The 23,766-nt window shown below is 37.7% G+C and carries 22 protein-coding genes, 1 tRNA gene and 1 rRNA gene; 21 read left to right on the forward strand and 3 right to left on the reverse strand.

Annotation, left to right across the window (positions count from 1 at the left end; translation table 11 throughout):
- Window positions 1–9 precede the first annotated feature (9 nt).
- Together rrf and KTJ72_RS06085 are read left to right on the forward strand one after the other, a co-directional pair.
- Window positions 10–126: ribosomal RNA gene (rrf, locus tag KTJ72_RS06080) — 5S ribosomal RNA — on the forward strand.
- Window positions 127–172: 46 nt separating this feature from the next.
- Window positions 173–245: transfer RNA gene (locus KTJ72_RS06085), tRNA-Thr, on the forward strand.
- Window positions 246–289: 44 nt separating this feature from the next.
- On the opposite strand, the gene helD is transcribed toward KTJ72_RS06085, so the two are convergent.
- Entirely contained in the window at window positions 290–2,596 is a 2,307-nt protein-coding gene (gene helD / locus KTJ72_RS06090) for an RNA polymerase recycling motor HelD (RefSeq protein WP_217304383.1), read from the reverse strand.
- A 329-nt stretch (window positions 2,597–2,925) separates the two neighbouring features.
- On the opposite strand from helD, the gene trpS reads away from it, so the two are divergent.
- From trpS to KTJ72_RS06170, 16 genes are all read left to right on the forward strand, one after another.
- Window positions 2,926–3,945 (forward strand): tryptophan--tRNA ligase, encoded by a 1,020-nt coding sequence (trpS, locus tag KTJ72_RS06095; protein WP_041152450.1) that lies wholly within the window; start codon window positions 2,926–2,928, stop codon window positions 3,943–3,945.
- Between the two features lie 31 nt (window positions 3,946–3,976).
- Window positions 3,977–4,909, forward strand: a complete 933-nt coding sequence (locus KTJ72_RS06100) for a Ppx/GppA family phosphatase (protein ID WP_041152449.1) — start codon at window positions 3,977–3,979, stop codon at window positions 4,907–4,909.
- Between the two features lie 107 nt (window positions 4,910–5,016).
- On the forward strand, window positions 5,017–6,282 hold the full coding sequence (locus KTJ72_RS06105) for a hydroxymethylglutaryl-CoA reductase, degradative (RefSeq protein WP_249419570.1): 1,266 nt from the start codon (window positions 5,017–5,019) through the stop codon (window positions 6,280–6,282).
- Complete coding sequence (locus tag KTJ72_RS06110) at window positions 6,282–7,244, forward strand: hypothetical protein (protein WP_041152447.1); 963 nt, start codon at window positions 6,282–6,284, stop codon at window positions 7,242–7,244. Before KTJ72_RS06105 ends, KTJ72_RS06110 begins: the two co-directional genes overlap by 1 nt.
- Before the next feature lie 16 nt (window positions 7,245–7,260).
- Window positions 7,261–7,965 (forward strand): NAD-dependent protein deacylase, encoded by a 705-nt coding sequence (locus KTJ72_RS06115; RefSeq protein WP_217304384.1) that lies wholly within the window; start codon window positions 7,261–7,263, stop codon window positions 7,963–7,965.
- 19 nt (window positions 7,966–7,984) lie between these two features.
- Complete coding sequence (locus KTJ72_RS06120) at window positions 7,985–8,836, forward strand: DUF72 domain-containing protein (protein ID WP_094750929.1); 852 nt, start codon at window positions 7,985–7,987, stop codon at window positions 8,834–8,836.
- A 74-nt stretch (window positions 8,837–8,910) separates the two neighbouring features.
- On the forward strand, window positions 8,911–10,947 hold the full coding sequence (metG, locus tag KTJ72_RS06125) for a methionine--tRNA ligase (protein ID WP_041152444.1): 2,037 nt from the start codon (window positions 8,911–8,913) through the stop codon (window positions 10,945–10,947).
- Between the two features lie 77 nt (window positions 10,948–11,024).
- Window positions 11,025–11,792, forward strand: coding sequence for a TatD family hydrolase (locus KTJ72_RS06130; protein ID WP_041152443.1), 768 nt, complete (start codon window positions 11,025–11,027; stop codon window positions 11,790–11,792).
- Complete coding sequence (gene rnmV / locus KTJ72_RS06135) at window positions 11,792–12,343, forward strand: ribonuclease M5 (RefSeq protein ID WP_217304385.1); 552 nt, start codon at window positions 11,792–11,794, stop codon at window positions 12,341–12,343. Before KTJ72_RS06130 ends, rnmV begins: the two co-directional genes overlap by 1 nt.
- Window positions 12,344–12,346: 3 nt before the next feature.
- On the forward strand, window positions 12,347–13,234 hold the full coding sequence (gene rsmA / locus KTJ72_RS06140; RefSeq protein WP_217304386.1) for a 16S rRNA (adenine(1518)-N(6)/adenine(1519)-N(6))-dimethyltransferase RsmA: 888 nt from the start codon (window positions 12,347–12,349) through the stop codon (window positions 13,232–13,234).
- An 89-nt stretch (window positions 13,235–13,323) separates the two neighbouring features.
- Entirely contained in the window at window positions 13,324–13,575 is a 252-nt protein-coding gene (locus tag KTJ72_RS06145) for a Veg family protein (protein ID WP_034532463.1), read from the forward strand.
- A gap of 133 nt (window positions 13,576–13,708) precedes the next feature.
- Window positions 13,709–14,557 (forward strand): 4-(cytidine 5'-diphospho)-2-C-methyl-D-erythritol kinase, encoded by an 849-nt coding sequence (gene ispE / locus KTJ72_RS06150; RefSeq protein ID WP_217304388.1) that lies wholly within the window; start codon window positions 13,709–13,711, stop codon window positions 14,555–14,557.
- 120 nt (window positions 14,558–14,677) lie between these two features.
- Window positions 14,678–15,523: a pur operon repressor gene (gene purR, locus KTJ72_RS06155; protein ID WP_094750932.1), complete on the forward strand. Its 846-nt coding sequence runs from the start codon at window positions 14,678–14,680 to the stop codon at window positions 15,521–15,523.
- Window positions 15,523–16,896 (forward strand): bifunctional UDP-N-acetylglucosamine diphosphorylase/glucosamine-1-phosphate N-acetyltransferase GlmU, encoded by a 1,374-nt coding sequence (gene glmU, locus KTJ72_RS06160; RefSeq protein WP_094750933.1) that lies wholly within the window; start codon window positions 15,523–15,525, stop codon window positions 16,894–16,896. The genes purR and glmU overlap by 1 nt, the downstream gene beginning before the upstream one ends.
- Before the next feature lie 133 nt (window positions 16,897–17,029).
- Window positions 17,030–18,010: a ribose-phosphate diphosphokinase gene (locus KTJ72_RS06165; protein ID WP_034532467.1), complete on the forward strand. Its 981-nt coding sequence runs from the start codon at window positions 17,030–17,032 to the stop codon at window positions 18,008–18,010.
- Window positions 18,010–18,360 carry a DUF3899 domain-containing protein gene (locus KTJ72_RS06170; RefSeq protein WP_094750934.1) on the forward strand — a complete coding sequence of 117 codons (351 nt, stop codon included), beginning with the start codon at window positions 18,010–18,012 and terminating at the stop codon, window positions 18,358–18,360. The genes KTJ72_RS06165 and KTJ72_RS06170 overlap by 1 nt, the downstream gene beginning before the upstream one ends.
- Before the next feature lie 47 nt (window positions 18,361–18,407).
- On the opposite strand, the gene yidA is transcribed toward KTJ72_RS06170, so the two are convergent.
- The gene (gene yidA / locus KTJ72_RS06175; RefSeq protein ID WP_217304389.1) at window positions 18,408–19,220 is read right to left on the reverse strand and encodes a sugar-phosphatase; all 813 of its coding nucleotides are present in this window, start codon (window positions 19,218–19,220) and stop codon (window positions 18,408–18,410) included.
- 13 nt (window positions 19,221–19,233) lie between these two features.
- The gene (locus KTJ72_RS06180; RefSeq protein ID WP_160184842.1) at window positions 19,234–20,580 is read right to left on the reverse strand and encodes an HD domain-containing protein; all 1,347 of its coding nucleotides are present in this window, start codon (window positions 20,578–20,580) and stop codon (window positions 19,234–19,236) included.
- A gap of 163 nt (window positions 20,581–20,743) precedes the next feature.
- On the opposite strand from KTJ72_RS06180, the gene KTJ72_RS06185 reads away from it, so the two are divergent.
- The 3 genes from KTJ72_RS06185 (at window position 20,744) to pyrG (ending at window position 23,614) form a co-directional block, all read left to right on the forward strand.
- On the forward strand, window positions 20,744–21,184 hold the full coding sequence (locus tag KTJ72_RS06185) for a YwiB family protein (RefSeq protein WP_217304390.1): 441 nt from the start codon (window positions 20,744–20,746) through the stop codon (window positions 21,182–21,184).
- Between the two features lie 88 nt (window positions 21,185–21,272).
- Window positions 21,273–21,809, forward strand: a complete 537-nt coding sequence (gene rpoE, locus KTJ72_RS06190) for a DNA-directed RNA polymerase subunit delta (protein ID WP_373301492.1) — start codon at window positions 21,273–21,275, stop codon at window positions 21,807–21,809.
- Between the two features lie 188 nt (window positions 21,810–21,997).
- Window positions 21,998–23,614: a CTP synthase gene (pyrG, locus tag KTJ72_RS06195; RefSeq protein WP_034532471.1), complete on the forward strand. Its 1,617-nt coding sequence runs from the start codon at window positions 21,998–22,000 to the stop codon at window positions 23,612–23,614.
- Window positions 23,615–23,766 lie beyond the last annotated feature (152 nt).

Genomic DNA, 23,766 nt, shown 5'->3' on the forward strand with positions numbered 1-23,766 from the left:
GATAAATAGTGTGGTGGCGATAGCTAGAAGGATACACCTGTTCCCATGCCGAACACAGAAGTTAAGCTTCTAAACGCCGATAGTAGTTGAGGGATCGCCCTCTGCAAGGGTAGGACGTTGCCGCGCGAATAAAAAAGTCTTCGATGTAAATCGAAGGCTTTTTGTTAATATTGCCGTTTTAGCTCAGGAGGTAGAGCGTTTCCATGGTAAGGAAGAGGTCCCGGGTTCAAATCCCGGAAACGGCTTATATAAAAAAGACCAATCAATTCCGATTGGTCTTTTTTGTTGGTTATTTAATTTTTCTATCAATCTTAACTTCATTAATTGGTAGGTTAGCGTTTGCAATAATTGGTGAAACAGTACCATTACTAATTAATGTTAAGTGGTGCATTGCACGAGTGGAAATTGTGTAAAGTGTTCCAACATAGTCATCATTTGGATAATTATCCTTAGAAACATTCCAAGCAATGACAGAATCGAATTCTAATCCCTTAGCTAGATAGATTGGCATGATTACCACACCCTTTGGAAGTGATCTGTCTGTATCAGCTAATAGGGTTGGATTAAGTTGGTTGTAGGTATGTTGATGAAGTTGTTTTGCCTCAGTTAAGTTCTTAGTAACAATCGCTACAGTGCCTTCATCCTTTAACTCTTTTTTAGCACAATCGATTAAGGCATCAATACATTCTTGTTCGTTATGACGAATGAAAATTTCAGGTGATTTACCTGGACGGTTGAATGCTTCAATCTCATCACCGTTTGGTAATAATGATTTAGCAAAGTTAGTGATTGGATAAGTTGAACGATATGATCTATTTAAAGTAATCAATCTGGATTTCTTAGTAGCAAATGCTTCGTTTAACTTATTTAGTAATTCTTGAGGAGCTTCAACCGCTTTGAACAATGCCTGTTCACTGTCACCGATTAAGTTAATCTTGGTTTGTGGGAAGGCATGTTTGATGTAAATCAATTGGGCAATTGAGTAATCCTGCATCTCGTCGACAAATAGGTATTGCATTGTTTGGTTTTGACCGCCACCAATCATTAAATCACGCATATATAGAAGTGGGGCAGCATCGTCCAATCGAACTTGGTGTAATTCGATAGAATCAGCAAAGGCATCGACATCATTGTTCCATGCATCAACGTTTACGCCCTTTGGTAGGACTACTTGTTGCATGAAGCGTTGGTATTGAAGATATGGATCAAAAAATGAACCATTATACAAAGCATCGTATACTTTTCTGAAATGTTCAGTCACGATTTGTTTAGCGATGAAGTATCTTTCGTCATCCTCATCTTGGAAGCTCCCTAGTTGGTGACCTTCCATGAAATCATGATATTGTTCAGAGTTAAGTTGATCGATTGCATCATCAACCCATGGTTTGTAAACTTCAATTTCAATTCGTTTCTTCAAGATTTCAATTAAACGGTTCTTAGTCTTTAAGAACTTGTCAGCCGGTTTCATTTGTTTAGGTTGCGAAGCATAGATATCCTTAATCACATCGGCATCGAAGAAGACCTTGCCATCGATTAGAATGCTTTGAAAGGCGATGTCATCATTGAAAACGGTATTGATATAGTTCTCAATTGAGGTCATGTATTGATGACTGTGTTTAAATGATTGAATTGCTTTTTCATCATCGGTGTATGCTTGTTCAGTTTCATATTGGTCGAATAAACTTTGGACATTTACACCTTCAAGTCGGTGATCAATGAATTCTTGTAAAGTAACCTGTCTCATATTGCGTTCACCTAAACTAGGTAAGACGTCAGAAATATAATGTGAAAATAAACGGTTAGGGGAGAACAAAATAATTTGATCAGCTTGAAGTGAACTTCTGCTGTGGTATAGCAAGAATGCAATTCGCTGTAGAATCGCAGAAGTCTTACCGGAACCGGCAACCCCTTGAACAACAAGAAGGTCACTGTAGGTATCTCTGATGATATCGTTTTGTTCTTTTTGAATTGTTGAAACGATGTTTTGCATTACTTCATCATGTTGTTGACCCAACACGGATTGAAGCATTTCATCACCCACGGTTTCGTTGGTATCAAACATGTTGTTGATTTGACCGTGACTAATTTGGAATTGACGTTTCTTTTCCAAGTCGGTACTTTGTTTACCGGCAGGGGTTTGATATGAAACTTTTCCCAACGTTCCGTTGTAATAGATACTAGATATTGGGGCACGCCAATCGTAGACTAGGAAGTTTTCATCATCGTCAACGAATGAAGCGGTACCGATGTACAAGCTTTCGGTATCATCATCTCCATCATCTTTGATATCAATGCGACCAAAGTATGGAGAATCAGCTAATTTTTTGTATGTTTCAAGTTGATTTTTAATGATTGCTTCGCTTTGGACTACCTTATTAACTAGTCCTCTTTGTTGTTGGAGGTCAGCGGAAGTTTCAATTCTATCATCGACTTCGACGTAGTTAACAGAAGTATTGTTACCGTAGTTTTGTTGAACACGCTTTGTTTCATTGTGTGCCTTTTGGTATTCAGCTTCTGTCTTGTCGATTCGTTTGTGTAATTTGGCGACAACTTTATCGACACGATTTTGTTCATTTGTAAGATCGTTATTAGCCATTTTTACCTCCTGATTTATTGTTAAATCCGTTCATTTATGCTCAATAATTCTAATTAGATTTGGCCGTCATGTCAATTAATATCCTTTTTGACATGTCAATTTAAATCCAGTAAAATATAGTTAATATTAAAGTAAGTAGCGATGTCATTTACAGAGAGATTATGTATTACTGAAAGTAATCACGACTAGCGAAATGGATGAATTTATGGGATTGCACCCTTATCGCAGAGTGGCAAATGATTATACATTTGCAAGTTAGGTGGTACCGCGCTCAAGCGTCCTATTGTTTTTTAACAATGGGGCGCTTTTTTTGGAAAGGAAGTAACAAAATGGCAGATAAAAAAGTAATTCTAACTGGTGATCGACCAACTGGTAAACTACATATCGGACACTACGTTGGATCGTTAAAGAATAGAGTTGCATTACAAAACTCAGGTGAATATGACACCAATATCATGATTGCGGATATGCAAGCATTAACTGATAATGCGCGTGACCCAGAAAAAATCAGAAACTCACTATTACAAGTAGCTTTGGATTACTTAGCTGTCGGAATTGACCCAGAAAAATCAACAATCTTGGTTCAATCACAAATTCCTGCACTAAACGAATTAACAATGCACTACTTAAACTTAGTTTCAGTTAACCGTTTGAAGAGAAACCCAACTGTTAAGACTGAAATTCAACAAAAGAAGTTTGGTGAAAGTGTTCCTGCTGGATTCTTTATTTACCCAGTCAGTCAAGCTGCAGATATTACAGCATTTAAGGCCGACACTGTTCCAGTTGGTGAAGACCAAGAACCAATGCTAGAACAAACTAGAGAAATTGTTAGAAGTATCAACGGTATCTACGGTAAAGACGTATTAGTTGAACCAGAAGGATACTTCCCACCAAAGGGAATGGGTAGAATTCCTGGTTTAGATGGAAACGCTAAGATGAGTAAATCATTGAACAACGCCATCTACTTAGCAGATGATGCTGATACCATTCAAAAGAAAGTAATGTCAATGTACACTGACCCTAACCACATTCACGTGGAAGATCCTGGTCAAGTCGAAGGAAACACTGTATTTACTTACCTAGACATCTTTGCTGACGACAAGCAAAAGGTTGCCGACTTAAAGGAACAATACAGACACGGTGGTCTAGGTGATGTGAAGATTAAACGTTACTTAAACGAAGTATTACAAGCTGAATTGGCACCAATCAGAGAACGTCGTGAACAATTTGAAAAGGATCCACAAGCTGTTTATGACATTTTAAAGGCTGGTAGTGACAAAGCGAATAAGGTAGCCAACCAAACCCTAGATGAAGTAAGGGATGCTATTGGTATTAATTACTTTAAATAAAAAACTATTTTAGGAGTTTAGGGTGAATCGGATGGAGAACTTAGTAATTGTTGACATCGGTTCGAATTCTGCTCGAATGTCCATCTATCGGATTGAAAATGACGGCTATTGCGTTGAGATAAAACGTAGTAAGAGTGATAGTCGTTTATCCGAAGGGATGGGGAAAGAAAAGATTCTACAACCGGTTGCAATTAATCGGACAATTAATGCTATAAAGTCTTTCAAAAGAATTTATAGCTCAATGAATAATGCCACTGTGATTACCATTGCAACTGCTGCGGTTCGACAAGCTGAAAACCAAAAAGCTTTTATTCGCAAGGTAAGAAAGAAAGTTGGCTTAGACGTTAGAGTCCTATCAGGTCGTGAAGAAGCTTATTATGATTATTTAGGTGTCGTTAATAAGATTAAGATGAACGACTACATGGTGATGGATATTGGTGGTGCCAGTATCGAATTAGTCCGCGTTCAAGGTAAGAAACGTCGTGACTTAATTAGTTTACCAATTGGTGCCGTTAATATTTCTGAACGTTTTAAATTGAATAACTCAGTTCATGCAGCTGACTTATTCAATGCGCAACGTTTCTTAAAGGAAAACATACATCGTGTTCCTTGGCTTAAAAAAGCTGATCACTATCAATTAGTTGTGTTGGGGGGAGCTGCTAGAAGTTTAGCGAGAATTAATCGCAGTCATCAACACTTCAAGAACTCTGATAACCTAAATGGCTATCACCTAAATCAACGACAAGTGATGGGAACGTATGAATTACTTTTACGTAAGAACTTACACAATCGAAAAGAAATTCACGGATTAGAAAACGAGCGAGCTGATATTATACTAGGTGGTCTACTACCTCTTATTACAGTCATTGATGAAATTGATTCACGAAGAATCGTATTTTCAGAAGGTGGCGTAAGAGAAGGACTTATTGCTGAATATATAAAGAAGCACTATCGAAACTATTAAAGAGGTTTTTAATCCATTGACGGGTTAAAAACCTTTTTAAATGCTTGAATTTTAAATAATGTTATTATAAATATCAGATATAAATACCGCATCCGGGGGGACTAATAATGGGAACTTTCAAACATTTCTACCATCGTAATTATGATGATAGAATGAAACTAATCAGTGAATTCGCTGGATTAGACATGAATCAAAAACATGAAATGACTAGCGACTATCACCAATCAAGTGATAGTTTAGTTGAAAACTATGTAACTGATTACTCCATTCCAGAAGGAGTGGCCGTTAATTTTATGATTAATGGTATTGAAAAAATTGTTCCAATGGTAACAGAAGAACCATCCGTGATTGCGGCGGCTAGTAACGGTGCCCGTTTATTTGCTAAGGGTAGCGGGATTACTGCCGAAGTATTAGGTCGTAATCTAATGGGCCAAATCGTTGTTAAAACACACGATATCAACCTATTGATTGGAATCGTCAATACACATCAAGAACATATTATCGATATCGCAAACCAATCACATCCATCGATTCTAGAATACGGTGGTGGTGCTAAGAAGGTGCGCGTCAGAAAACTAGATGATGACTATGCATCAGTTGACTTGTTTGTGAACGTTGGTGAAGCGATGGGCGCAAACATCATTAACTCAATGCTAGAATCTACTTCTGAGTTTATTGAAGAACGTGTTAGTGGGGATGTGTTGATGAGCATCCTATCTAACTACGGTGAAGATAACCTGGTTAAGGTATCCGGATCCATTCCAGTTAGCCAATTGGGAAACCCTGATACGAACGGTATGAATGTGGCAAATAGAATTGTTGAAGCATCACACATCGCTCAAATAGATCCATATCGTGCTGCTACCCATAACAAGGGCATCATGAATGGAATCGATGCTGTGGTAATGGCAATGGGTAACGATTGGCGTGCGGTTGAAGCTGGTGTTCATTCATACGCCAGCAAAGATGGCCAATACAAGGGATTATCCAACTGGTCAATTGATGGTGACAATTTAGTTGGTGAGATGACAATTCCGTTGTCATTAGGATTTATCGGTGGTGCCGTGAAGGTATTACCAAAGGTTAAAATCAACCAACAACTATCGCAAGTAACCTCAAAGAAAGAGTTAAGCCAAGTGGTTGCTTCAGTTGGGTTAGCCCAAAACCTAGCGGCTCTAAAGGCCTTAGTTACCGATGGAATTCAAAAGGGACATATGAACCTTCAATTGAATTCATTAGTGATGAGTGCCGGAGCCAAGGGCGAAGAAGTAAAACAAGTGGTTTCAGAAATGATAGCCAACCATTTAAACGACTTAAAGTCAGCACAAAAAATCTTAAACCAAATTAGAAATAATAATGAAGGTGAATTTTAATGGAAATCGAATTAAATCAAGACACACAAAGTTTAATTAACGTTGTAAACAAATTTTTCCCAGGTAAAATTGAAGTTCAATTTATCGGACAACTTCAATCTGGATACGTTAGACATGATCAAGCACAAGTGGTACAAGACGGTAAGAACCTATTTGTTCAAATCTCAGACATGTCAGCTCCTAACTACACGGCTTCACACGAACTAATTCACTTGTTGATGACACTACGTGGTTTCCCACAAGTATTCTTCTCACTATCAACAGGTCAAGACGAATTAGACGAACAACTAGAAGTAATGGGAACTGAACTATTTGATATTGTTGCTCACTTTGTCGTTGTTTCAGAACAAAGAAAACACGGTCTAATCAACGAAGACATCGAAAAAATGTACCTAAAGGGAATTCAAAACACAATTGAACCTGAACCAGAAGAATTAGATAACGCCATGGAATTACGTCTATTGACTCTAATCGACGCTCACGTATTCTACGGTGACAAGTTCGATTCATTTGCTCGTCCAACCCTTGAAAAGGATTACCCAGTTGCTCTAAAGGCTGCTGATGAAATCTACAAGATTATCACTGAAAAACCAACTGATTCACCATTTGGTTTCAGAAGAAACGTTGTTAAGTTATTCAAGGCCTTTGATGAACAACTAAAGAAGTGGGGACTACCTGCATTGCATAACTCAGAATTTGCAACTATCTCCAGTGTTGTTTCAGAAAGACAACTAAACTTAAACGTAAAACAACAATTTGAAATCTTCCATTCGGAATTACATGATAAGGAAACTGGTCGTCGTGCATACGTCGGTTTCAACAAGTCAGATGATCAAAACTCATTCGTCATTCCTGCGCCAACCGGTATGGATGACAGTCCAGAATACTTCAAGAAATTATACGCTATGACTGTTCAAGAATTATTTAAAGAACTAAAAATGCCATATATCATTAGAAAATAAGGCAGGAGGCAATCTGATGGATAAGGAAATTCAATCATTATTTGATAATGCAAAAAACATTGTATTTTTGACAGGAGCCGGGGTATCGACAGCTTCCAACATTCCAGACTATCGTTCTAAGAATGGGCTATACGCAACTGATACAACTGGAAAACCAGCTGAATATTATTTAAGTCATGCATGTTTAGTTAATGAGCCAGATGTGTTCTACACATTTGTGAAAGAAAATATGTACTATCCAGATGCCAAACCTAATGTAATTCACGAAAAGCAAGCTGAACTTACTAGGGAAGGTAGATCCAGTGTAATCACTCAAAACGTTGATGGATTATACGGTGCTGCTGACACCAAGAACTTAATTGAATTTCACGGCAATCTATACGACGTATATTGCCAAAAGTGCCATCAAAGAGTTGATTGGCATGAATATATGCAAAGCGACAAACACACTGATTGCGGTGGAACACTTCGTCCAGGAATCGTTTTATACGATGAGGGACTTAACCAAGCCAAGGTGGTCAATAGTGTGCAACTAATGGAAAAGGCCGACTTGGTAGTAATCGTTGGAACTTCCATGCGGGTCTACCCATTTGCTGGACTATTGGATTACAGAAATCCGGGTGCCAAAGTAATTGCGGTTAACCAGGAAAAGTTAAACTTAGGAATCGATTTTAAGATGATTCAAGAGGATGCAACGAAATTCTTTAGTGAATTGAAATAAGAAGGAAGATGATGGTTTAATGATAACTTTAGGAGTAACCACTTGGAGCGAACATCCAGCATTGATTAACGGTGAGGAACGTGCCGTCAAGTTAAACGAGTACGCTGCTCATTTTCCAGTCGTAGAAGTTGATAATCCGTTTTACGGAATTCCACAGGAAAAAACAGTGCGTCAATGGATGCGCCAAGTGCCAGAATCATTCCAATTTATCTTAAAAGCCAACCAATTAATGACCAAGCATGACATGCGTTCACAGATGGCTACAGACGAAAATCAGAGAAGACAGGCATTTAGTGATTACGTAAAAATGCTGAAACCATTAATTCAGACCAATCAATTAAAGACGGTCTTATTTCAATTCCCACCATATTTCCAACGCAATAACGATAACATTCGCTATCTAATGACCATCCGTGAAATGATGGGCAGAAAGGTGCCAATTGCAGTCGAGTTTAGAAATCCGACATGGACGCAAAAGTCGATGCAAAACTCAATTAAGAATTATTTGAAACGTTTAGGGATGACCTTTGTGATTGCAGATGAACCACATAACCTAAACGATGGAATTGAGTTATTACCAATGGTGACCACTTCTAAGATGGCGATGCTAAGACTACATGGTCGAAACGCCCAGGGATGGTTTAACCAAGACAAGAACTGGCGTAGTCAAAGAACGTTGTACAAGTATAGTGAGGACGAACTAAAGCAATTTGCTGACATCGTCACTAAGTTAAATAAAGAAGTCGATGAGGTGTGTGTCATCTTTAACAATAACTCAGGTAGGGATGCCGCACCGAATGCACTACAATTAAAAGAGATGTTGCACGTGTCATTTAACGATTTGGCACCGATGCAATTAGATTTGTTCTAAGAGCAATATTATTGACAATTCAAGTATGATATACTAATAGTTAATATTAATTACTGGTTGAAAGGATGATTTACATGGCTGATAACAATACTTTTTATGTTACAACGCCTATCTACTACCCATCAGGACGTTTACATATCGGGAACTCATACACAACTATTGCTTGTGATGCGTTAGCTCGTTACAAACGTGCTGAAGGTTTTGACGTGTTCTTCCTAACAGGAACAGATGAACACGGACTAAAAATCGAAGAAAAGGCAGAATCATTAAACACTACTCCACAAGCATACGTGGATAAGATGGCTGCACAAATTAAGGACTTATGGAAGAAATTGGACATCTCAAACGACAAGTTCATCAGAACCACTGATGCACAACACAGAGAAGTTGTTCAAAAGATTTTCCAACAATTATTAGATCAAGGTGACATTTACCTAGGTGAATACTCTGGTTGGTACTCAGTATCTGACGAAGAATACTTCACCGAATCACAATTAGCCGAAGTATACAAAGACGATAACGGCAACGTTATTGGTGGAAAGGCTCCATCAGGACACGAAGTTGAACTAGTGAACGAAAAGTCATACTTCTTCAAGATGAGCAAGTACGCTGATTGGTTATTACAATACTACAAGGATCATCCTGATTTTATTCAACCAGAATCAAGAATGAACGAAATGATTAATAATTTCATCAAACCAGGTCTAGAAGACTTAGCTGTTTCTAGAACATCATTTAGTTGGGGAATTCCTGTTAAATCAAATCCAGAACACGTAGTTTACGTATGGATTGATGCGCTATCAAACTATATTAGTGCATTAGGATACGATACTGATGATGATTCACTATTCCAAAAATTCTGGCCTGCTGATGTCCACATGGTTGGTAAGGAAATCGTTAGATTCCATACTATCTACTGGCCAATTATCCTACATGCTTTAGGTTTACCATTACCAAAACATGTTATTGGACATGGTTGGTTAACCATGAAAGATGGTAAGATGTCTAAGTCAAAGGGTAACGTTATTTACCCAGAAGTCTTAGCTGAAAGATATGGTCTGGATGCAGTAAGATACTACTTACTAAAGGCCGTTCCATTTGGTAACGATGGTGTGTTCACACCAGAAGACTTCGTCGATCGTATCAACTACGACCTAGCAAACGACTTAGGTAACTTATTAAACCGTACTGTTTCAATGATTAACAAGTACGAAGACGGTGTGATTCCAGAATTCAAGTCAAACTTCTTAGAACCTGATAAGGAACTAGAAACACTAAGCAAGGACGTTATTGCTGAATACAAAACTAAGATGGATGAATCACGCTTCTCAGATGCTTTAGCTGCTGTTTGGCAATTAGTTTCTCAAACTAACAAGTACATTGACCAAACTACACCATGGATTCTAGCCAAGAATGAAAACGATGGTGATGCTGAAAAGCTTGCTGATGTAATGGCTCATTTAGCTGCCAGCTTACGTGTCATTGGTCTATTAATTAGCCCAATTATGACCCATGCACCAAAGGAAATCTTCACTCAATTAGGTTTAGATGATCAAGCAATTGATTTAACTAACATTGCGATTGAAGACCTACCAACAGGTGGTAAAGTGGTTGCTAAGGGAACTCCAATCTTCCCACGTCTAGACAAGGAAGAAGAAGTTGACTTTATCAAGAACCAAATGACTAAGTCAGACAAGCAAAAGGGTCGTGCAGCCAAAGAAGAAGCTAAGAAACAAGCTCAAGTTGCCCAAGAGGGTGCAGAAAGTGCTGCTGATAAGAAAGAAATCAAGTTCGATACCTTTGAAAAAGTAGAATTAAAAGTTGCCGAAGTTAAGAACGTTGAACGTGTTGAAGGGGCAGACAAGTTATTGAAGTTCACCCTAGATGCAGGTAAGGAAGAAACTACTCAAATCCTTTCAGGAATTGCTAAGTGGTATCCTGACTTCGAAAAACTAATCGGTAAGAAAGTAATCATAGTTTCCAATTTGAAACCTAGAAAGATGCGTGGCCAATTGAGCCAAGGAATGTTACTATCTGTTGAACATGACGATGGAAACATTGAATTAGTTACAATTGGTAGCCAATTTGAAAATGGTGCCACTTTGGAATAATGGTGAGATAACAAACTAAAAAATAGCCATTAATTCAAAATGAATTGATGGCTATTTTTACGATAGGAGCAAATATAATGCAAATTTTTGATTCACATACGCATTTAAACGATGATGCTTTTAGAGGACAAGTGCCAGAATACATTGAACACGCTAAAAAGCTGGGTGTTACCAAGATGGCAATCGTTGGATCAAACCGTCAAATGAACGAAGAGGCAATTGAACTAGCGCATCAATACGATAACCTTTACGCAATCGTTGGTTTCCATCCAGAAGACGCTTTGAACTATAACGACGAAGAAGAAGCCATCCTATACAAGCAACTACAAGATGACAAGGTGGTTGCACTAGGAGAAATCGGTCTTGATTACAATCAAAGTACCGCCCCCAAAAAGGCTCAATTCAACGTATTCAAACGCCAAATCGATATTGCCCAAGAACTAGGGATGCCTATTTCTGTTCATAACCGTGATGCCTTTGAAGATACCTACGCCATTTTAAAGGAAAAAGGCGTTAACGATGGTATCATTCATAGTTTCAATGGTGACGCAGAATGGTTAAATAAGATTATGGATTTAGGGATGTACGTCTCATACTCTGGTGTTGCCAGTTTCAAAAAGACCAAGGAAATCCACGATTCCGTTTCAAAGACACCAATCGATAGAATGCTAGTGGAAACAGATGCACCTTATTTAGCACCTGAACCATTACGTGGTCACCAAAACGAACCAGGTTATACTCTATACACTGTCGAAGCAGTTGCTCGTTTTAGAGATACAACCCCAGATAAGATTGCCGATGCAACTTATCAAAACGCACTACGAATTTTTGGATTGGATGAATAATGGAAAAAATCAAAGAAGTAATCGTGGTAGAAGGCCGCGACGATACCAAAAGAATAAAAATGGCGGTCGACTGTGACACCATCGAAACCAGGGGATCAGCAATTGATGAAAAGACACTTGCATTGATTAAGAAACTAGATAAGCAACGCGGGGTAATCGTCTTCACTGACCCAGATTTTTCTGGTGAACGTATTAGAAAGATTATTACTCAGGAGGTACCAAATGCTAAGCACGCGTTTGTCGACCGTAAAAAGTCGGTACCAACCAAGAGTGATGGCTCACTAGGTGTTGAACACGCCAGCGTCGAAACAATCAAAGAGGCGCTAAAAAACGTCTATACAGCAGACACTAATCATGAGAGTGAAATTTCAGTTGCTGATTTAAATGCTGCCAGGGTCATTAATGATTCCGAGGCCAAAATTAGACGGACTCAACTATGTAATGAACTAAAGATTGGATATGTTAATGGAAAACAACTATTGAAACGACTATCCATGTTTGGAATTACTAAAGAACAATTTAACGAAGCACTAAGTCATATTAAGGAGTAAACAATGCCAAATAATCCAGAAATTGCTAGCCCAGCTAGAACACAAGCAATCTTAAATCGTTTCCATTTATCAGCTAAGAAGAGTTTAGGTCAAAACTTCTTAACCGACTTAAACGTTTTAACTAAGATTGTCGATGCTGCGCATTTAACAGATACAGATAATGTAATCGAAATTGGACCAGGTATCGGTGGTTTAACCGAATTCCTAGCACGTAGTTCAAAACGTGTTTTAGCGTTTGAAATTGACCAAAATTTATTGCCTGTATTGGATGAAACACTAAGTACCTATGATAATGTCGAAGTGATTAACCAAGACATCCTACAAGCTAATTTACCAGCTATTATCGAAGAAAAGTTCAATAACGAACGTCCAATTAAGGTCGTTGCCAACTTACCTTACTACATCACAACTCCAATCATCTTGGATCTATTAAAGGGTAATGCTGAATTTGACAACATCACCGTTATGATGCAAAAAGAAGTTGCTCAAAGATTAGAAGCAAAACCAGGTAGCAAGGATTATGGTTCACTATCAGTGATTATCCAATACTTAAATGATGTGAAACTAGCGTTTGAAGTATCAAGAAAATCATTTATCCCTGCACCAAATGTTGATTCAGCAATCGTGACTTTAGAAAGAAAAGAAACCATTGAAAACGAAGTATTTGATGAAAAGGCATTTGCTAGTTTTGTAAGGGGATGCTTTGCCCACCGTCGAAAGACTCTATGGAACAACCTACAAGGATTGTTCGGTAAGGACGCTGAAACCAAGGAAAAGGTCCAAGCAGTCTTAGATGAATTCGATATTCAACCAAGCATTCGTCCTGAAAAATTAACTGTTGATCAATACGTTGATTTAACAAATAAATTTCATTCTATAAAATTGGTATAATATTATTTGATTATTAAAAAACACTGTGATATAATTTTGATTTTTAATATTTTCCGTGGTATAATAAAAATACTAGAGAGGTGAATATTATGCCAACCAGTTTGACTGACATTAAGAGCCACTTGGACACTCGCCTAGGCGAAAAAGTTGTTGTAACTGTTCAAGTAGGAAGAAATAAAACATTAGAACGACATGGGATGTTAGCAGAAACATTCCCTGCAGTGTTTGTTGTTGAGTTAGAGGAAGATGAAAATCTTAAGAGAGTATCTTATAGCTACACTGATATTCTAACTAAGAACATCGAAATGGATTTTACCGACGAAGTAAGTGAAGAAGCTTAAAACTAAGAGCTAATAATGTTTATTAGCTCTTTTTATTTTGCACTTTTGACAAAATCCGAAAGTTTCACTGACTTTTCAATTTAACTTTAGTATAATGTTATTAAATAATTTAGTTAAATTGGGGGTGTGATACTTGAGAACCGTAGAGAAAGCATGCGCCAAACTTAACCTAGGCTTGGATACGCCGTATCGTCATAAAGACGGCAAAATTGAGTGGAATATGATAATGACATCGATTGAATTATCTGATTACGTCGAGATTGTTACCGAAAAGGGAAACGGAATTTCCGTTCACTGTAATCGTGTGTTTTTACCGCAAGATCATCGCAACTTAGCATATCAAGCAGCATTTCTACTTAAAAAGAAATTTGGAATCCACCAAAAAGTGGACATCCATATCAGAAAGAATATTCCTGTTGCTGCCGGAATGGGTGGAGGATCATCTGATGCTGCGGCTGTTATTCGAGGCCTGAATCGTCTCTGGAATCTACATATGACCAACCAAGAAATGGCAACATTCGGATTACAACTTGATTCAGATGTTCCTTATTGTGTTTACAGTCAGACTGCGATGGTAACCGGTAAGGGTGATAACATTGAGTTAATGCCAAAACTGCCAAAGATGTATTTCGTAATCGTGAAACCGAAAGTTAGTGTTTCAACACCAGAAATCTTAAACAAGATTGATTACGATAAATTAGAACATGTAAATGTTAATGAATTGGCAGCAGCGGTTGAGACACAAGACTATGATCAAATCGTTTCTCACATGGGAAATGTATTGGAGCCATTGTCTTCAAAGCATCACAGTGAGATTAAAAAGATTAAAGATAAGTTCGAGAAATACGGTGCTGACAGTGCCCAAATGAGTGGAACTGGACCGACTGTCTTTGGGATTTGTAGGACAGAAAGCCAAGCAAAACACATTTTTAACAGCATTCGTGGTTTTTGTTCTGAGGTCTATATTGTAAGACCTGTCTAAAAATATCCGTTTAGGTGAAAACTTAAACGGATATTTTTTGATTATTTCGATTAAAAAGTATCTTAAACCCGAACATTATGATAAAATTTAGATGTAGTTTTTACTTAATGAGGTGAAAAAATGAAAGCAAAGCGTAGTGCGCGTCTAGTAGATATGACTCGCTACTTAATGGAGAATCCTAATACGGTAGTACCATTGACTTTTTTTGCAAATCGTTATGATTCTGCTAAGTCATCTATTAGTGAAGACCTAACCATTTTACGAAAAACATTTATGGAAACAGGAACTGGTGTATTGGAAACCATTCCCGGTGCCGCTGGTGGAAGTATGTTCATGCCCGGCATTCAAAAACAAGAAGCTAGTCGATTTATTGACGAAGTTCAATCAGCATTAGCTGACAATTCAAGAGTTTTACCTGGTGGATACGTATATATGAACGACCTACTTAACCGTCCATCAATTTTGAGACAAATCGGTCGAATTATTGCGACATTATACAGTGACAAGAAGATTGATGCTGTCTTAACTGTTGCCACTAAGGGAATTCCGGTTGCACAAAGTGTTGCAACCTTATTAAACGTTCCATTCGTGATTGCTAGACATGATTCTAGAATTACCGATGGTTCAACTATTAGTGTGAACTATATTTCTGGTTCTCAAAAGAGAATCGAAAAGATGGTTCTATCAAAACGTAGTTTACCTGCTAATTCCAATGTCTTAATCGTAGATGATTTCCTACGTGGTGGGGGATCAGCCGATGGACTATGTAGTTTAATCAAAGAATTCGATAGTGAAGTTGCCGGAATTGCATTCGTTGCTGAACGTGACTATGAAGGCCAACGTAAGATTAGCGAAGACGATTACACTTCATTATTCAAGATAGATACTAATAACGGTGATATTAAAGTTGATTTAGGTAACTTTACCTACGATAACTTCAGCGACATCACCAAGGAGGAAGAATAATGACGACTAGAAATACAATTATTTTAGCTGCCGGTAAAGGTACGCGAATGAAGTCAAAACTATACAAAGTTTTGCATCAAGTTTGTGGTCGTACAATGGTTGATTGTGTATTAACACAAGTTGAAAAAATTCATATGGATAACATTGTTACTGTTGTTGGTTTTGGTGCGGAAGACGTTAAAACTCAACTAGGTGACAGAAGCCAATATGCATTACAAGAAAAACAACTAGGAACTGGGGATGCAGTTAAAAAGACTGCTGACATTTTAGAAGATGTTGAAGGATCCACAATGGTTGTTAGTGGAGACACTCCATTATTTACAGCCGAAACTTTTGATCACTTGTTTACTCAACACGAAGAAAGTGGTGCGGTTGCAACCGTACTAACTTCAAAAGCACCTAACCCATTTGGTTATGGTCGTGTTGTTAGAGATGATAAGGGTAACGTTAACAAGATTGTTGAACAAAAAGATGCATCAGTTGCCGAACAAAATATCGATGAAATTAACACTGGTGTTTATGTTTTCGATAACCATGAATTATTCGAAGCTCTAAAGAAGGTTAAAAATGATAACGCCCAAGGTGAATACTACCTACCAGACGTTATTGGTATCTTCAAAGAAGAAGGTAAGAACGTTGGTGCTTACCAAATGAAAGACTTTGATGAATCAATGGGTGTAAACGATCGTATTGCACTTTCAAAGGCTAACCAAGTGATGCAACAACGCATTAACGAATACCACATGTCAAACGGTGTTACTATGCCAAACCCAAATGACACATACATCGACTTTGGCGTTGAAATTGGTCAAGACACAATCGTAGAACCTGGTGTTCATATTAGTGGTCATACCAAGATTGGTAGTGACTGTAAGATTGGTGCTAACTCAGAAATCAGAGACTGCATCATTCACGACAACGTGACTGTGACATCATCATTACTTGAAGAATCAGAAATGATGGAAGGCTCAAACATTGGACCATACTCACATCTTCGTCCAGAAGCTAAGATTGGTGAAAATGTTCACCTTGGAAACTTCGTCGAAGTTAAGAAGGCCCAAATTGATGAAGGTACTAAGGTAGGTCACTTAACTTACGTTGGTAACGCTCATCTAGGCAAGAACATCAACGTTGGTTGTGGTGTTATCTTTGCTAATTACGATGGTAAGAACAAGCACAACACCGAAGTGGGTGACAACTCATTTATCGGAAGCAATGCTAACTTGATTGCGCCATTACACATTGATGACCATACATTTATCGCTGCTGGTTCAACTATTACTGATGACGTAAAACAATACGATATGGCGATTGCAAGACAACGTCAAACCAACAAACCAGGATATTTCAAAAAGCTTCCATATGCTGATTAAGAGATAATCCAATGATATTTTATTTATTATTTGTATAATTTTTGAATGAAAAATTATCAATTATAGTGTAAAATTAACTGTGAATTAAGAATATAGTTACGAATTATAGAATTTATTGTTAGGTGGAGGACTTATGGCTGAAAGATATTCTGATCCTAAATTGAAGATTTTCGCTTTAAACTCTAACATTCCTTTGGCAGAAAAAATTGCTGATCGTGTTGGTGTTGATTTAGGTGAAACATCCGTTGACAGATTTAGCGATGGCGAAATTAGAATTAACATTGAAGAAAGTATCCGTGGGGATAACTGTTATATCATTCAATCTACATCAGCTCCCGTTAATGATAATTTAATGGAATTAATGATTATGATTGATGCTCTTAGACGTGCAAGTGCTAAGACAATTAATGTGGTAATCCCATATTATGGTTACGCTAGACAAGACCGTAAGGCTCGTTCTAGAGAACCAATTACTGCAAAGCTAGTTGCTAACATGCTAGAAACTGCTGGAATTGACCGTGTAGTTGCATTGGACTTACATGCTGCTCAAATCCAAGGTTTCTTCGATGTTCCAGTTGATCACATGATGGGTGCACCATTATTAGCTGATCACTTTATTAACCACGGCTGGGACTCAAACGCAGTCGTAGTTTCACCTGACCATGGTGGTGTAGTTCGTGCCCGTGCATTGGCCGAATTCCTAAAGGCACCAATTGCCATTATCGACAAGCGTCGTCCTAAGGCAAACGTTGCTGAAATCATGAACATCATTGGTGATGTTAAAGGTAAGTCATGTTTGATGGTTGATGACATGATTGATACTGCTGGTACTATCACTTTAGGTGCTCAAGCATTGATGGATGCTGGTGCTAAGGAAGTATACGCATGTTGTACACACCCTGTATTATCAGGTCCTGCAATTGATCGTATCCAACAATCACCAATCAAGAAGCTAGTTGTTACTGATACAATTCGCTTACCTAAAGAAAAGCAAATTGATAAGATTGAACAAATCTCAGTTGCTCCTTTAATTGGGGACGCAATTAAGCGTATTAACGAAGACCGTGCCGTTAGTCCATTATTCAGTAACCGTTTCAGAAGTAACGCAGAATAATGAGTAAACAAAAAAGATTAGGACTGCTAATAGCGTTAGCTGGAATCGTCGTTGCTTTAATAGCAATGGTGTTTAAAGTTAGTGCTATTACGATTAGTAACTACCTATTCTTGATAGGGTTACTATTCACAGTCATTGGCTTGATTGGAGTATTATCCAAGGGACATCTTTTCACTGGATGGCGCATTTTTCACCGCAAGGGTGATGATGAACGTTTTGAAAACGAAAAGATTCCAGCCGATAAAATTGGTGGCATTAAGAATGCCAAAATTGTGGTACGTCCATTTGCACAGTTAACGTTGATAATTGGAATTATCTGGATTGCATTTGCAATCATTATCACACTATAAAAAAAGAACTCACTTCATTGAAGTGAGTTCTTTTTGTTTATGATTAATTATTTTAAAGCAAAGTTTCGAATGGCGTATGCAACACCGTTTTCTTTGTTTGTCTTAGTAATCTTGTTGGCAACTTTCTTTAAGTCGTCAGCAGCATTACCCATAGCAACACCAGTGCCGGCGTAGGTAACCATGCTAATGTCGTTACCTTGATCACCGATTGCCATTACGTTTTCAGCGGTGAAGCCTAAACGAGTAGCAAGCTTACTTAAAGCAGCACCCTTTGAAGCTTTTTGGTTAACGAATTCTAAAAATACTGGTTCACTTCTAACCATTGTTAAGTGGTCTAAGAAACTTTCTGGGATATTTGGAATAGCCTTATCAATAATATCTGGATCAGCGATTAGCATTGCCTTAACGATTTCAGTATTGTCAGTGATTTCTTGTGGTTCACGAACACGAATTGGCATTCTTACAAGGTAACTTTCAGCCACACTGTATGGACTTAGGTCACGGTTAGTGGTGTAGATGTAGTCAGTAGTTTCGATTTGAAAGTTAGTGTTTACCTCGTGACTTAGTTTTTCTAGTCCAACGAAGTCGTTGTAATCTAAATCAAACTTTTCGATGATGTTAGCGTCTGCATCTTGCACTTGCGCACCGTTGAAAGTAATGGCATATTCTTCATTACCAGAAATGTTTAGTTTCTTTAGGTATGGTTTAACACCAGTTAAAGGACGACCAGTACATAGAACAACGTTGATACCACTGTTTCTTGCTTCTGTAACAGCATCAATTGTTTCTTGAGCTAAAATGTTTTCTTCGTTTAAAAGGGTACCATCGATATCGATGGCGATTAATTTGATTTCACTCATGGAGAAATCCTCCTTACTTAATTAATTCATCGTTTTTAATGTGTTTTTGAAACTCTTGATAAACTGGTTCGAATAAGTCGATGTCACTATCTTGAGATAACATTTCCTTAGGGAAGAAGAAGCGTTCGTCACCTAAGTGCTTACCGGTAACGGCGCTAACTAGTTGAGAAATCTTTGATAGTTCAATCATTGTACCATCGTTTCTTCTAAGTTCAATTTGCGTAGCATGATGCTTTTTGTTTGGATCATAAGCATCATATGGCAAATCAAAACTGTTATTAACGGCGGTGTAATAAGTGGTTTCGAAACCAGCTTCTTGAATCCATTTTTGCATGGTTGGAATCAATGATTCAGTTTCATTATTGTATTCTACAGATTTAAGTGGCTTTCTGTTAATAAAACGATCAGCTAAATCAGATAGAATTTTGTCGTCTGAATCAATCCAGTTAATGAAGTATGTGTTTAAGACCCCGTCATCTAGTTTCAAATAGTCATCGATAGTAAAGTCATTCTTGAAGAATGGCATTAATAGATGTGGAGTTAGACTGTCATTTTTATCTAATTGACCGGCTAGTTCCTTGGCTCTTTGAAGAAGGTGACTTAGGATGACTTCCATCGAACGTGATACTGGATGGAAATACACTTGCATGTACATTTGCAAACGAGAGATGATGTAGTCTTCAACGGCATGCATCCCGTTAATTTCAAAACAGATACCACCTTCGTAAGGTCTCATCACACGTAAGATTCTGGTTAAGTCAAAGTTACCGTAGTTAGCACCTGTGTTGTAGGCATCCCTTAGTAGGTAATCCATTCTATCGGCGTCACATTGACTAGAAATCATTTGAACTACTTGTTGGTTTGGATAAGTATGGTCGATTACGCTAGCAACTTCCTTTGGAAAACTAGGACTTATCTTACTCAACACCTGGTTAACTTCTGTCTTTTCAGAAGTGATGATTTCTTGAGTGATTGCTTCGTGGTTGGTACCAAAGATGTGTTCAAAGGTATGTGAGTAGGCACCGTGACCGATATCATGAAGCAATGCTGCACATAGTGCAACTAATCTTTGAGAGTCATCCCAAAGGCCATCGCCGGCAACTTTGCTAGGATAGTTTCTAAGGAAACCATCACAGATGCGACGGGTGATTTCGTATACTCCTAAACTGTGGGTGAATCTTGAATGTTCTGCACCATGGAATGTATATGAAGCAGGACCTAATTGTTTTATTCGTCTTAATCGTTGGAATTCTTTAGTATTAATCAAGTCTAAGATGACTTGGTGTTGTACGTAAATGTAGTTAAGAACCGGATCTCGAAAAACCTTTTCTCGAGGTAGTAGTTTTTCTTGGTATTCCAAATTCTTACCTCCTTACTATTTATATATAAGTTATTTATGCTTATTATAACAAAGTTTTAAACGAAATAATTAATTTTCCGACCATTAATTAATGCATTTATGGACATGTCCGTATATAATATTAGTTTGTGATATATGAAATGAGGGAAGGTGAGTCAGTGTGATGGATAAAAATGAAAATGCTCAAAAGGTTGTTGTGAACTTAAAGACAACTATTTTCCAAGATGCAGAGCGCGAAGACTTTATATTTGAAGAAGTGGGTAGCCTGGTTCAAATGAACAACGGCCTATACCTTCGCTTCACCGAACATCAAGATAATCAAGCGGTAGCAAACGTTACTTTGAAAATTACCGATGAACATGTTCAATTAACTCGCCAAGCCAATGGTGGACATCACTCTAGGATGATTTTTGACGAAAGCAAAGATCACGACACAATTTACCAAACTGAGTATGGTCCAATAAAAATTTTGGTCAAAACAAAAGAGTTAAACTACGATTATAATGAAGATATAATGAATGGTAAACTTGGAATTGACTATGAATTACATTCTGGCGGAATGATTGTAGGAGAATATAATCTTACATTGCAATTTTCTGCCTAAAAAGGTATTATATTAATAGTATTTTGAAAGGACGTGCACCGATTTGAAATTACAAGCCTTAGAAGGTAAAGACAAAAAAGAATTATCAATGGTCGAAGTTGCCCACGCAATTCTTTCTGAACGTGGGGAAGTAATGGCCTTTGCTGATATCGCCAACGAAATCCAAAAATACTTGGGTGATTCTGATGAAGAAATTCGTAAACGATTGGTACAGTTCTACACAGATATGAACGTTGATGGTAGTTTTATTTCTTTAGGTGATAATCTTTGGGGACTAAGAACTTGGTATCCATATGATTCAATCGATGAAGCTACAGTTCATCCTGAAGACGAAGATATCGATCGTCCTAGAAAGAAAAAGCGTCGTAAGGTTAACGCATTCTTAGCTGATGCTTCTGACGATGATGACGTTATCGATTACGATGATGATGATCCAGAAGACCAAGACGACGAATTTGAAGATGCCGATGAAGGTGTCGACGAAACCGACAAGTATCACAAAGATTTAGATGAAATTGACGAAGAGAACGATGTTGACGACGATAACATCCCTGATGGTATCGAAGGCGAATTGTCAGAATTACACGATGATGACGATGACATCGATGATGATTCTAAAGATTAATTTTTCCTAGAAATAATAATTATATTTCTTGACTATAAACCTAGAACAATGTAATATTATTTTTGGGCTCCTTACAAAAGAGTTTGTAAGGACAATTGATCGATTATAGTAATCAATGACTCCCTATTCTCAATGAATAGGGAGTTTTTAATTTTTACCCTAATAGATTTTATGAGGAGTTTTTTCACATGACTAAATATGTTTTTGTTACTGGTGGGGTTGTTTCTTCACTAGGAAAAGGAATTGTTTCTGCATCACTAGGACGTTTATTAAAAAACCGTGGAATCAACATTACTATTCAAAAGTTTGATCCATACGTTAACGTCGACCCAGGTACTATGAGCCCATACCAACACGGTGAAGTGTTCGTTACTAATGATGGTACTGAAACTGACCTTGATTTAGGTCACTATGAACGTTTCATTGATAATGACTTAAATAAATACTCAAATGTAACTACTGGTAAAATTTATTCAGAAGTATTGAGAAAAGAACGCCGCGGTGACTACTTAGGTGCAACTGTTCAAGTTATTCCTCATATCACTGGTATGATTAAAGAAAAAATCATGCGTGCAGCTAAGGTATCAAACGCTGATATCGTAATTACTGAAATTGGTGGTACTGTTGGTGATATCGAATCACTTCCATTCCTAGAAGCTATTCGTCAAATGAAGAGCGAAGTAGGGGATGAAAATGTATTCTACATCCACACAACTTTAATTCCTTACTTACGTGCTGCTGGCGAAATGAAAACTAAGCCAACACAACACTCAGTTAAAGAACTACGTGGTTTAGGTATTCAACCAAACCTATTAGTTGTTAGAACTGAACAAGACGTTACTGATGCAATGAAGAGAAAGATTGCTCTATTCTGTGACGTTAAGCCAGAAGCTGTTGTTGAATCAAAAGATGCTCCAACACTTTACACTGTTCCATTGATGCTAGAAGCTCAAGGTATGGATCAACAAGTTGTTGACCACTTTGGTATGGATGCTCCTAAGGCTGATATGACTGAATGGAAGGCACTAGAACAAAAAGTACAAAACTTAAAGAATGTTGTTAACATTACTTTAGTTGGTAAATACGTAAAACTAAAGGATGCTTACATTTCAATTACTGAATCATTACGTCATGCTGGTTACCCAGTTGATGCAAAGATTAACCTAAAGATGTTAAATTCAGAACTAGTTACTGAAGATAACGTTGAAGAATTACTTGGCGATGCTGACGGTATTATCGTTCCTGGTGGTTTCGGTGACCGTGGTATCGAAGGTATGATTACTGCAGTTAAGTACGCTCGTGAAAACGACGTTCCTTACCTAGGTGTATGTTTAGGTATGCAAATTGCAAGTATCGAATTTGCTCGTGATGTATTAGGTTACAAAGATGCTAACACTACTGAAATTGACCCAGAAACTCCACACAAGATCATTGACTTAATGGCTGACCAAGCTGATATCGATGGTATGGGTGGTACTCAACGTCTAGGTGCTTACCCATGTAAGCTAAAACCTGGTACTGTAACTGCTGCAGCTTACGGTAACAAGGCTGAAATTTCAGAACGTCACAGACACCGTTACGAATACAACAACGAATACAGAGAAGAAATGGAAGCTCACGGTCTAGTTATTGCCGGTACTTCTCCAGATGATCACTTGGTAGAAGTTGTTGAAATTCCTACTAACAAGTTCTTCGTTGCTGCTCAATACCACCCAGAATTCCTATCACGTCCAACAAGACCTGAAGGATTATTCAAGGCATTCGTTGCAGCTGCACACGAACAACATGAAGAAAACAACAAATAATATGTTTTACAGAAAAGGCCAGGAAATTTTTCCGGCCTTTTTTTGTTGTTTTTATTAAATGTATGTTTAATTTAGCTGAAACTATTGTATTTTTAATATTTATTATTTAATATTGTTATTGTTCACTATTATTTAGTGAAACTGTAAGCGAG

The sequence above is a fragment of the Apilactobacillus waqarii genome, from assembly GCF_019061205.1.
In the GTDB taxonomy this organism is placed as follows: Bacteria; Bacillota; Bacilli; order Lactobacillales; family Lactobacillaceae; genus Apilactobacillus; species Apilactobacillus waqarii.